General features: G+C 34.9%; 11 protein-coding genes. 5 read left to right on the forward strand and 6 right to left on the reverse strand.

Features of this window, described 5'->3' with window-relative positions; genetic code table 11:
- The first annotated feature begins 18 nt into the window (after positions 1–18).
- Both CD118_RS01145 and CD118_RS01150 read left to right on the forward strand, forming a co-directional pair.
- Positions 19–2,643, forward strand: a complete 2,625-nt coding sequence (locus CD118_RS01145; RefSeq protein WP_425353196.1) for an ATP-binding protein — start codon at positions 19–21, stop codon at positions 2,641–2,643.
- A gap of 21 nt (positions 2,644–2,664) precedes the next feature.
- Positions 2,665–3,354, forward strand: coding sequence for a response regulator transcription factor (locus CD118_RS01150; protein WP_050346010.1), 690 nt, complete (start codon positions 2,665–2,667; stop codon positions 3,352–3,354).
- 91 nt (positions 3,355–3,445) lie between these two features.
- On the opposite strand, the gene CD118_RS01155 is transcribed toward CD118_RS01150, so the two are convergent.
- The 4 genes from CD118_RS01155 to CD118_RS01170 form a co-directional block, all read right to left on the reverse strand.
- A complete protein-coding gene (locus CD118_RS01155; protein ID WP_050331668.1) occupies positions 3,446–3,805 on the reverse strand; it encodes a DoxX family protein in 360 nt (119 codons plus the stop codon).
- A 42-nt stretch (positions 3,806–3,847) separates the two neighbouring features.
- Positions 3,848–4,852 (reverse strand): NADP-dependent oxidoreductase, encoded by a 1,005-nt coding sequence (locus tag CD118_RS01160; RefSeq protein ID WP_050346011.1) that lies wholly within the window; start codon positions 4,850–4,852, stop codon positions 3,848–3,850.
- A 137-nt stretch (positions 4,853–4,989) separates the two neighbouring features.
- Positions 4,990–5,658, reverse strand: coding sequence for an SDR family oxidoreductase (locus CD118_RS01165; protein ID WP_103356108.1), 669 nt, complete (start codon positions 5,656–5,658; stop codon positions 4,990–4,992).
- 14 nt (positions 5,659–5,672) lie between these two features.
- The gene (locus CD118_RS01170) at positions 5,673–6,353 is read right to left on the reverse strand and encodes a type 1 glutamine amidotransferase domain-containing protein (protein WP_050346013.1); all 681 of its coding nucleotides are present in this window, start codon (positions 6,351–6,353) and stop codon (positions 5,673–5,675) included.
- Positions 6,354–6,431: 78 nt separating this feature from the next.
- Between CD118_RS01170 and CD118_RS01175 the strand changes: the two genes are divergently transcribed.
- From CD118_RS01175 to CD118_RS01190, 3 genes are all read left to right on the forward strand, one after another.
- A complete protein-coding gene (locus tag CD118_RS01175; protein WP_037559186.1) occupies positions 6,432–6,770 on the forward strand; it encodes a helix-turn-helix domain-containing protein in 339 nt (112 codons plus the stop codon).
- Between the two features lie 651 nt (positions 6,771–7,421).
- The gene (locus tag CD118_RS01185) at positions 7,422–8,666 is read left to right on the forward strand and encodes an aminoacyltransferase (protein ID WP_060830315.1); all 1,245 of its coding nucleotides are present in this window, start codon (positions 7,422–7,424) and stop codon (positions 8,664–8,666) included.
- A gap of 497 nt (positions 8,667–9,163) precedes the next feature.
- A complete protein-coding gene (locus tag CD118_RS01190; RefSeq protein ID WP_050331673.1) occupies positions 9,164–9,979 on the forward strand; it encodes a LysM peptidoglycan-binding domain-containing protein in 816 nt (271 codons plus the stop codon).
- A 190-nt stretch (positions 9,980–10,169) separates the two neighbouring features.
- Here CD118_RS01190 and CD118_RS01195 read toward each other — a convergent pair whose 3' ends face one another.
- Positions 10,170–11,171, reverse strand: a complete 1,002-nt coding sequence (locus CD118_RS01195) for an inorganic phosphate transporter (protein WP_050331674.1) — start codon at positions 11,169–11,171, stop codon at positions 10,170–10,172.
- 14 nt (positions 11,172–11,185) lie between these two features.
- On the reverse strand, positions 11,186–11,803 hold the full coding sequence (locus CD118_RS01200) for a DUF47 domain-containing protein (RefSeq protein WP_016424409.1): 618 nt from the start codon (positions 11,801–11,803) through the stop codon (positions 11,186–11,188).
- Between the last annotated feature and the right edge of the window lie 355 nt (positions 11,804–12,158).

Raw genomic sequence — 12,158 nt, forward strand, 5'->3', positions numbered from 1 at the left:
TATGATGAATTAAAAGAGGTGAAAAATATGGAGCGTAATCCAAAGATAAAAAGAGGGTCCCTGACAATATACCTTGGTTATTCTCCGGGTGTGGGTAAAACTTATGAAATGTTATCTAATGCTATAGATGCATATCAAGAAGGCGCTGATATTAAAATTGGTTACATAGAGCCACATCAACGTAAAGAAACCCAAGCGCTAGCTGAAAAACTACCCGTCATACAACCTAAATCTAAAAATCATGGGAGTCATACATTCCAGTATTTAGATGTTGATCAAATCATTGATGATGCGCCTGATATCATTCTTATAGATGAATTAGCGCACACGAATATTTCAAAAGAGCGTCATGAAAAAAGATATATGGACATTGAAGAAATTCTTTCCCACGGAATTGATGTACATACCACGTTAAATATTCAACATATCGAAAGTTTGAGCGAGCAAGTATCATTAATGACAGGTGTCAAAGTTAAAGAACGGGTGCCAGATCAATTTATTATGTCGAGTGATGCCATAGAAGTGATTGATATTTCACCTAAACAGCTCATCAATCGTCTTAAAGCAGGAAAAGTATATAAAAAAGAACGACTCGATACGGCATTTACTCATTTTTTCACTTACGAGAACCTTTCAGAACTAAGGGAATTAACACTCAGAACAGCCGCAGATATTATGAGCCAAAAAGAGCACCTCTATAAGAAAAATATTGATATTACACCTCATATTGCCGTCGCAATTAGTGGGAGCATCAGCAATGAGACGGTTATTCGAGAAGCGCGGCGTATCGCCAATCGTGAACACGCTCAATTTACAGCTGTTTATATTGACGTTTTTGATCATGAAGGCAGACACTACGCTAATGAAAGTCAAGTCCATCAAAATTTAATGCTTGCACAATCATTAGGGGCATCCGTAAAAGTGATTTATGATAATCAAATTGCATCGGGTCTCGACGATTGGTGTAAATCCCAAAAAGTCACTAAACTTGTTATTGGACAACATATTAGTGACAGATGGAACGATATTTTCAAACGCCCGCTGATTGACCAATTACTGGATTTAAAGCATCATTATAAAATTGAAATCGTGCCAATCAAGCATATTCAAATGAAAGCGAAGCATGAACGACACAGTCAAAAGGTAGAGCAGAAACGTTGGACCGTGGATATTTTTAAAATGATCACCATTCAAGCCATATGTGTACTTTTGGGTCTGTGGGTTTATAGTGCAGACCATGCTGAGCAAGACACCATCATTCTTCTATTATTTTTATTAGGGATTATTGTTTTAAGTATGTGGACGCAGTCGTACCTCATCGGTTTTTTCGCAGCAATTTTAAACGTATTTGTCTTTAATTTCTTTTTTACCGTGCCAAGATTTACTTTCGAAGTTTATCGTTTTGATTATCCTATTACATTCACCATTAGTATTATCGTCAGCATCGTGACAAGTGGACTATTAAAACAAATTAAGCATCAGTACATCGTAACGAAACATCAACTCTATCGTACAGATATCCTGTTACAATTTAATGATTCAATCAAACAAACGTATACCATTCCTGATTTATTAGTTAATGCAAGACATCAAATCCAACATCTTTTAAATCAAGAAGTTACGATTTACTTAGTTGAAGATGAAAAGATTTCAAAAACGATTCCTATCGAGGGTCCGCATGCCAACTATTCACGACATCAGCAAGCATTGAGTTGGATTATCAAAAACCAAAAACGTGCTGGTGCCACGACGGATACTTTTCCAGGGATTCAATATTTATTAATTCCAATAGGCACAAATCCTGTCAAAGCGATTGTGTCTATACATTTTTCAGAAACACAAGTCATTGATTCCTATGATAATTCTATTTTAGAGTCTATGCTTAATGAAATTTCACTTGCGGTAGAAAACTTGAGCTTATTACGTCAAACCCGTGAATCGATGTTGCGTGCTGAGCGAGAAATGACACGTTCAAACTTTCTACGTTCGATCTCTCATGATATCCGAACACCTTTAACATCAATTATCGGTAATTTAGATGTATTATTACTTTACGGCAAAGAGATGTCTCAACAAGAACAACATCAGTTGGTTTCACGCTCTTTCGATGAAGCTCAATATTTACACATGTTAGTTTCAAATATTTTATCACTTACGAAACTCGAACATTCAAATGTGAAATTAAATCGTCAACTTTACCTCATTGAAGAATTAGTTGAAGAAATAGAATCAGTATTAGAGCGTAGAAGATTAAATCATCAAGTTAAGGTCATGGCATTTCATGATATTTGTTTTGTTAATATTGATAGCAAACTCATTTTACAAGCCATTTTCAATTTGATAGAAAATGCTTTAAAACATACGCCTCCTGAAACTAAAATCACGCTAGTCATCAGTAAAAATGAACAGCAGATTTTGTTTGAGGTCATTGATCATGGTCCTGGCTTGACTGATGAAGAGCAACATACAATTTTCCAACCTTTTCATAAACATCAACTTTTCAAAGATAATAAAAAAGACAGTATGGGGCTCGGTCTTTATCTTGTTCAGTCTATTTTAGAGAAACATGACAGTCAGTTAAAATATCGACAAAACGAGCCACATGGTAGTATATTTTATTTCAACCTACCTTATGAATATTAAAAAAATTAAGGAGGAAGTGCAGTGAATGTTAAAATACTCGTTGTAGAAGATGATGATGCGATTACACACTTACTCGACGTCTCGTTAACCCTTGATTATTATGAAGTGCTCACTGCGACTAATGGCAAAGACGCTAATTTTCAAATTCGTTCAAAAGCACCCGATATTATTTTGTTGGATTTAGGATTGCCCGATATGGATGGTTTGGACCTCATTAAAATGATACGTCAAACTTTTGATATCCCTATTATTGTGATTAGTGCACGATTAGATGAACAAACGATTGTTGAGGCATTGGATAACGGCGCGAACGATTACATGACAAAGCCTTTTAATGTTGATGAATTACGCGCACGCATTAGAGTCGTACAACGGTTGAAAAATATGCAAGATCATAAAGATATCGTCTTCGAAAATGGGCCTTTAGTCGTGTCTTATCAGTCTAAAACAGCATGTATTAATAACGAGACGTTAAGTTTAACCCCTAATGAGTTTGCTTTATTAGAATTATTATGCCGTCACGTAGGAAAAGTACTCACGTACGATACGATACTCAAATCTATTTATGGTTATGTGAATAAATCAGAGATGCCGAGCCTACGAGTCCATATGACATCATTGCGCAACAAGCTTAACCAAGCGCATCCTTCATCTAAACAACTCATTATTACCCGCCCTCGTATTGGTTATCAAATGCAATATTGGCATTGATTTCAACTTAAATCATCAAAAAGCCGGCGCCAAAACTAAGAAATAACAACTTAGTTTTGGCGCCGGCTTCATTCAATTTTTTGCGACGATTTTATAAAAATTTAGTTAGGAATGCAAACACAAATTGCAATGGTAAGCGAATCACATGCTCTTTCACTGTCTTACGTTCACTGTCTGCATATGAAATTTTCTTTCTTGCAGCGTAAATGTTTGCTGGAAAGACGAGCCATAAAAAGCCACTTACAATTTTTCTTACACGATTTCTGTTTTTGCCTAATAAAATGTAGGCAGAAAGTACAAATTCTGCGATACCTGAGTATTTCACAATTGCTTCTTTAAAAGGCAAATAAGATGGGACAATTCTTAAAAACATTTCTTTGTTTTTAAAATGGGCTTGTCCACTTCGGAAAAACATAGTGCTAAATAATAATTTTGCGATAAGTTGTTTCATATTTTCTCCTTTGCTGACTTTAAAGTTTGTGTTTAGTTTCAATTATTCTTCAGATACTTGCACGACTTGCTTACCAAAGTTATCACCTGAGAATAATTTTCTAAAAGCTGTAGGCAATTGATTAAAACCGTTATCAATTGTTACTTCTGATTTTATTTTACTCTCAGAGACCCATTTTGCAAGTTGTTCGCTTGCTTCTTTAAAATGATCAGAAAATTGAGCTACCACAAAGCCTTGCATTAATGCTTGGCTCTTCACTAAAGTTTCTTGAATTCTTGGTCCCAGTTCAGCCTCTGTATTATTATATGTTGAGATGGCGCCACACACCGGGACACGCGCAAACTGATTGAGATGTTTGAATACTTCATCTGATAGTGCGCCGCCCACATTTTCATAATAAACATCAATACCGTCTGGAACAGCTTGTTCAAGTTTCTCTGCAAAGTCATCACGTTTATAGTCAACTGCAACATCGAAGCCAAGTGTATCTGTTAAATATGATGTTTTCTCGTCGCCACCCGCAATACCAACAACTCTAGCGCCTTTAATTTTAGCGATTTGTCCTACAACAGAACCTACAGCACCAGAAGCTGCTGATACAACGACGGTTTCACCTTGTTTTGGTTTTCCAATTTCTAATAAACCTGTATAAGCCGTCATACCAGGCATGCCGAGAACACTTAAATACAAATACAGTGGAACTTCTTTTGAAGGAATCGGATCTACTTTTTGTGCATCTACGGTAATGATTTTTTGCCAAGGTAAGACACCTGTAACATAATCACCTACATTAAAATTATCCGCTTCAGATTTAATAACCTTCGCCACGATATGGCCGTGAATAGGCGCATCAATTTCATAAGGTTTAACATAACTTTTCGAATCATTCATTCTGCCACGCATGTACGGATCAACTGAAATATAAACTGCTTCTAGTTGAACTTCACCTTGCTTTGGCTCAACAGTTTCTATCTCTTCATATCTAAAAGTATCATCTTTTGGTACACCTTTAGGTCTTTTTGCTAAAACAATTTGTTCATTTTGCATAATTAGCCTCCGTTCTTAATAGATTGAGACACATCTCGTCGTATTGAATTCAACAACTTGAGATGCTCGCTTTTAAAAACGATATGATGCCCTATCAATCGCGTGACGTGAACCATTATTATAGGCTCACATTCGCTTTATTTTTCTTCTAGAAATTTTGCAACTGCATCTGAAAGTGGTGCATCACCATTAATGATTTGGAACTCTTTACCATGAAGCGTATCATTAACAACCACTTCTGCTAATACTTCAGCAACGTCTTCTCTTGTGATTTTAATAGGACCTTTACCTCTTACATTAGAAGCAATGGTAAATTTTGATGTCCCTTTGTCATTTGTTAAACCACCTGGATGTACAATTGTATATTTAAGGTTCGTACGACGTAAATAGTCGTCAGCATAATGTTTTGCAATCGTATATGGTTTTAAGTCTCCTGATTCATCAAATGCTTCTCTACGTGAATCAAACGTAGATACCATAATGAAATGCTTAACGCCAGCTTGCTCACTCGCTTTAATCGCTTTAACTGCCCCGTCTAAATCAACAATGATTGTTTTATCATCGCCAGTATTAGGCCCTGAGCCGACTGAAAAAAGAACTTGATCAAAATTTTTAAATGTTTCACTCAATTCATCTATAGATTGATTTTCAACATCTACATAAATCGCTGAGACATTATCATTTTTTAATGCATCAACTTGCGATTCTTTTCTTACACCTGCAGTAAATTCAACGTTTTGCGCTTTCAGTTTATTGACGAGATGTTTACCTACGCCACCATTTGCACCAATAATTAATTGAGACAATGTCATTCACTCCTTTATTTTTTTAATAACGCTAATGCTTTTTCAGCTACAGCATGGCCTGATTGTGGGTTTTGACCTGTAATAATACGACCATCTACGACCGCAAATGGGTGCCAATCTGCATCTTTTTTAAATTTTGCCCCTTTGCTTACAAACTCATCTTCTAATAAGTAAGGGATACTTTGAGTTGTCCCATTTGCTTCTTCTTCACTATTTGTAAAACCTGTCACTTCTTTACCATTCACTAAGAAGCCATTTTCAAATGGAATGTCTAACAGGCCAACTGCCCCGTGACATACAGAAGAAACGATTCCGTTATTTTCATAGATTTTAACCGCAATGTTATTGATTGCTTCATTATTTCTTAAATCCCAAATTACACCGTGACCACCCGCAAAATAAATAATACTGTAATCTTCCGGGTTTACTTCATCTGGAGATAATGTATGGCCAAAGTTCTTCATATAGTTATCATCCGTATAGTATGCCCAATCATCATCAGACATCATATCTGGTGTAAGACTTACAGGATCAAGTGGTACATAGCCACCTTTTGGACTCATGTAATCTACTTCGTAACCCGCATCGTAAAAGTCTTTCGCAAAATGCGTTACTTCAGAAAACCAAGCACCTGTTGCTCTTTTTAAATTTTCATATTTAGATACATTTGTCATTACAATTAAAGCTTTTTTCATTGTAATTCCTCCTCCGAAATGATTATATATAATAAGATAACAGTTAAACCTTACTTTAAGAGAAGGGATATGCTCACATTGGAAAAATATTATATCGATTATGTTGCAGAAATATGCAATATATCCAAAAGTAGATTAAGATTTTATGAAAAAAAAGAGATTTTAAAATTTATAGAAAGAGATTCGAATAACAAACGATTATATTCAAAAGATGATATTGAAATGATTAAGTTTATCAAATGCTTAAGTACGTTAAATATGACTTTAAAAGAAATTAAGAAAAACACCAATATGCTCTATGAAAAGAAAACAGACGTTAAAACAATTTTAACGTTACATTTAGAGGTCCTTAATACAAAGAAAGCATCGCTAACGAAACAAATTAACATTCTCGAAAAGGAACTCAAACAAATATAAGCCTCATTCTTTCATTAATATGTGTAACTTAACATCAATTAATAAATAAGTTGAACTTAAACATTCTTTTTCCCACTAGATACGCTGTTTCATTATATATTGTGGTCTATATTCTTGTTGTCAACCTCGCTTGAAAACCGCAAAATATTGTTATATTCTTAACAAGTAAGTGCAATTAAAGTAATCAGCATATCCAATAAAAAACATAGCTATAACACCTACGATTAAATTACTTTTTATTTTAAATAGCCCGTATCTGTTCGTTTCTAAACCTTTAAACAATTCATATTTGCACGCTCTAATTAAGCTTATTAGTACTGAAACTTTCCATATCATCGTCATTGATGCAGTTACACTTTTATGTAACAAATGCAACATCAGCATTGTGGTGGGGAAATGCATTGTGAACGCAATGATGATTTTAAAATCATTAAGTGTATCAAAATAGTTGCTACGCATCAACTTTATGTGAGACGGCGCGCCCCTTACATATTAATATGATACCATTTTTTGTTATCGCTTACATGATATGTAGGTTGATGTGGATTTAATGAAATAGGATGAGAGCGCAGCGCTTATTTATTGAAACTCGCTTATTAGCCCCAAATTTTAATATCACGAATATATCTTGCTTACTGAAAGGACGAAATTATGCAATTTTTAAATTTAACCGAACAAGAATTTGATTCATTTACTCAAGAGAATTTTTCGCATTACACGCAAAGTAAAGATCTCTTCGAATATAGAGATAATAAAAGCCAAGACGTTCATATTGTCGGGGTTAAAAACGATAAGGGTAAAGTAATTGCAGGTTGTTTATTTACAGAAGCTCGTGTTATGAAATTCTTTAAATACTTTTACTCACATAGAGGGCCAGTGATGGATTTTCATAACACTGAGTTAGTAACATTTTTCTTTGAAAATCTCACACAATATTTAAAAAAACAAAACTGCTTATTTACATTAGTTGATCCTTATATGGTCATCAATGAATATAATGCAGATGGTGAAATCATTGCGTCGCATCATTATGAAACATTTAAAACAACACTTGAAGGGCTTGGCTATAAACATCAAGGCTATTCGATTGGCTATCATCCTTTGAGCCAAATTAGATGGCTGTCAGTCCTTGATTTAAAAGATAAAACAGAAGCAGACTTATTAAAAGCAATGCAATACCAAACACGTAGAAATATTAAAAAGACCGAAGAAATGCATGTACAAGTTGAAGAATTAAGTATTGATGAAACAGAACGCTTCTTCAAACTTTTTAAAATGGCTGAAGAAAAACATGGATTTTCATTTAGAGATTTAGACTATTTTAAAGAAATGCAAAAAATCTATAAAAATTCTGCTTTAAAAATTGCGACCATTAATTTGAAAGATTATTTGAGCACATTAACAACGCAACAACAGTCCATCACAGAAACGTTGACTTTAGCAGAAGAAAAATTAGAAGAAAATCCTAATTCTAAAAAACAGAAATCAAAAGTCCAAGATTTACGTCAACGACTTCAAAGCTCAAATAAAAAAATTGAAAGAATTCAATCGCTCATCGAAAGTGATGGTGAAGTGCTTGATTTAGCCGCTGCTTTATACATCTATAACAATCATGAAATGTACTATTTATCTAGCGGATCCAATCCGAAATATAATGAATTTATGGGTGCTTATAAATTACAATGGGAAATGATTAAATTTAGCCTAGACCATCATATTGATCGTTACAATTTTTATGGCGTAACAGGCGATTTTTCAAAAGATGCTGAAGACTACGGTGTTCAACAATTTAAAAAAGGATTTAATGCACACGTTGAAGAATATATCGGTGATTTCGTTAAGCCTATTAAGAAAAACTGGTATTTCATTTACAAATTACTCAATCGAGATCGTTAATTAATAGCCTTCCGTTTTATGACGGTTCCCTCACCTTTTTTACCGTCAATTCGTATCTGTCTTCCGTTTAAGGCATGGAGATGACTACTCGGATTGCACAAAGCTTACAACAGCCCCTGTGCAATCCAGCTAGCCACTGCATTTTATCATTATGCCCTTATCATCCATCTAATTGCCCACCTCCTTACTCATTAATTACCACCCACATTTCTTCATAAGCTGTTCATCTTTATTAACAGGTAAATGAGGTGTCGTTATATTAAAATCATCTTACAAAACAAAATTTTCTGTCCGTTAAAATGAATGCACCAATTCGAGCACTACAATGTTTAAAGCCATCCGTCAAATTAAATAAAATTTTCCGCAACATTACAAATTCGTAACATGTGCCCTATATGATTTATTCTTTGTTATCATGGGTAGTGTATTCATAACAAATTAGAACACTCATAAATGATAGAGATTAAAAATCTAAGTGTCACTAAGGAGGAAATACATTGAAAAAATTCGCATTTGCATTTACGATGGCATCTGGCGCAGCTGCATTATTAACGCATCAAGATGCTGAAGCTTCAACGCAACATACAGTTCAATCTGGAGAGTCATTATGGTCAATCGCACAACAATACGGCACATCTGTTGATCAAATTAAACAAGCGAATCAGTTAGACAATAACATGGTATTCCCTGGTCAAGTCCTCTCAATCGGTGGAGGTAGCGGTGCTGGCGGTGCTGCAACAGCACAATCATCCAATAATGGTTCACACGTTGTACAAGCAGGCGAATCTTTAAATGTTATTGCCGCACAATATGGTGTCAGTGTCCAAGATTTGATGCGTGCAAATGGCTTAAATAGTTATTTGATCCATCCACAACAAACTTTAAAAATCCCTGGTGGTGCTGGTGGTGCACAAGCGCCTCAAATCGGGGGCTCAAATGGTTCATCAACAGGTAACGGAGGCTATACATCTCCTACATTTAATCATCAAAATTTATACGACTGGGGTCAATGTACATGGCATGTTTTCAACCGTCGTGCTGAAACAGGCCAACCCATCAGTACATATTGGTGGAATGCCGATCATTGGGCTAGCAATGCAGCAACTGATGGTTACAGAGTAGATCACAATCCTACTGTTGGTTCTATTTTACAAAACTTTGAAGGTCCAGTCGGTCACGTAGCCTATGTTGAACGTACAAATCCAGATGGTAGCATTCTTATTTCAGAAATGAACTACAATACGCCTCCAGGTGTTGTTGATTATCGTACAATTCCTGCTTCAGTTGCGTCTCAATATAATTATATTCACTAATTCATTTTGAAGCATATGTCATAAAAAAGCCATTAGAAGCGAAAAAAACTTCTAATGGCTTTTTTGTTGTTTAAAATTATCAATTTTATAGCGCGCTGTAGTAATAAAGTCATGCTTATCCTTTTACATATTGCTATTGCACATTCATCTTGCAATAGACAGAGGCACTTAAGCTATAGATGCTTCTCTATTATAAGAATAAGTTTAAAATCAAATAAAAAACTGCAGCAATAACAGCTGAAATTGGTAATGTAATGACCCAAGTGACGATCATACGTTTCGCTGTATTCCAATGCACACCTTTAATTCGATTTGAAGAACCTACCCCTAAGATAGATGAAGATACGACATGTGTTGTTGATAATGGAAAATGAAGTGATGATGCGACAAATATTGTCAATGCTGAAGCTAAATCAGCTGACGCACCATTTGCTGGACGAATTTTCATAATGTTACCGCCCACTGTTTTAATAATCTTCCAGCCCCCAATGGCTGTTCCTAATCCCATTGCCGTTGCACAAGAGACCTTAACCCATAATGCAGGCTCAACACTTGTTTGTAAATTCGCAACAATTAACGCTAATGTAATAATCCCCATTGATTTCTGGGCATCGTTTGTACCGTGAGAAAAAGATTGTAAAGACGCTGTGAATATTTGAAAGATACGAAAATTACGATTGGTTTTTGTTAAATTCGCATTTCTAAAAATCGTTTTGACAATCGTATAAATAATAAAACCAACGATAAATGCAATCACGGGTGATAACAGTAACACTAACACAATTTTCGTAAAGCCTTGATAGTGTAACACATTAAAAGAACCCGCAGAAGCAATTGCCGCACCTGCAATTGCACCGATTAACGCGTGTGAAGATGAGCTCGGTATCCCGTAATACCAAGTCACTAAATTCCATACAATAGCCGCCAAAATCGCTGCTAACACAACAACAAGCCCATTTTCTAATGTAAATGGATCGACTATTTCTTTTGTAATTGTTGAGGCTACACCCGTAAAAGTCAGTGCCCCGATAAAGTTCATAAATGCTGCCAACAAAATGGCTTGTCTCGGTGATAACGCACGCGTTGATACTGCCGTCGCAACTGCATTGGCTGTATCATGAAACCCGTTGATAAAATCAAATAATAACGAAAAGATAATGATAGCTACCGTAATAAGCAACAAAAACTCCATAAATAAGGACTCCCTTAGCTATTTTTCATTATGATTGTTTCAAAATTATTTGCAACAGCCTGACAGCGGTCGGCAATATTTTCTAAACTTTCATAGATGTCTTTAATTTTAATTAAAGTAACAGGGTCTGTTTCACTATTAAAAATATGTTTAATAGACTGACGTAAAATGCCATCACAATTTGTCTCATATTCTTTAATATTGATAGAGTGTACACGCATATGTGAAAGTTTTTTCTCTGTCATTAAACCAATGGCCAATTTCATCTCGCCAATTGCTTTTTGAATATTATCCACAAACTCAAGCATATACTCATCTGTATATTCAATCGAATACATTTCAAACATACCCGATGTTTCTTCCATTGCATCCAAGACATCATCAATCGCATTACACAATGACATAATATCTTCACGTTCGATTGGCGTAATGAATGTTTGGTTTAAATCTGTTATGACTTGGTGCATTAAGTCGTCACCATGTGATTCATACGTCTTGATATTATCAGCATAAGCTCGTAAGTCTAGGTGTGTATTGAAATCCATTTTACCGAACTCAATTGCTGCACGGTCTAAATTGAAAATCATATCCTCTAGGCGTTCCATGAACTTATCCTTTTTCTTCCTAATCATCTTAAAATCCTCCATTCAGCGATTACCCAATCACTTTTGTAAAAGTTTTATTACTTTAATTATAAGATAATGTTAAACCTTTGTTAACTCATAAGATGCTTGATAGGGTCATATCACCTTTTGATTTTCTTATTTCATTGTTGTTACATGCTTTCAACCTTTTTCACAATTCCTATTTGAAAATAGCATATATTTTAAAGCGCTACAATTAAATTTACAAAACCTTAACATTTTATTTTGTTAAGGTATTTTGCCCCTTAAAATTATCAACATATTTTATTAAATGTGTGTTTATTTTCGAAAATTCTGTAACTATTAAGGTATTATTAATCTCTAATGTAGGGTTATTATAAAC

Source organism: Staphylococcus coagulans (assembly GCF_002901995.1).
In the GTDB taxonomy this organism is placed as follows: Bacteria; Bacillota; Bacilli; order Staphylococcales; family Staphylococcaceae; genus Staphylococcus; species Staphylococcus coagulans.

Coding starts and splice junctions, on each gene's coding strand:
- CD118_RS01155 (WP_050331668.1), bottom strand. CDS start 3,805: ATGAAACAACTTATCGCAAAATTATTATTTAGCACTATGTTTTTCCGA.
- CD118_RS01195 (WP_050331674.1), bottom strand. CDS start 11,171: ATGGAGTTTTTGTTGCTTATTACGGTAGCTATCATTATCTTTTCGTTA.
- CD118_RS01160 (WP_050346011.1), bottom strand. CDS start 4,852: ATGCAAAATGAACAAATTGTTTTAGCAAAAAGACCTAAAGGTGTACCA.
- CD118_RS01200 (WP_016424409.1), bottom strand. CDS start 11,803: ATGATTAGGAAGAAAAAGGATAAGTTCATGGAACGCCTAGAGGATATG.
- CD118_RS01170 (WP_050346013.1), bottom strand. CDS start 6,353: ATGAAAAAAGCTTTAATTGTAATGACAAATGTATCTAAATATGAAAAT.
- CD118_RS01185 (WP_060830315.1), top strand. CDS start 7,422: ATGCAATTTTTAAATTTAACCGAACAAGAATTTGATTCATTTACTCAA.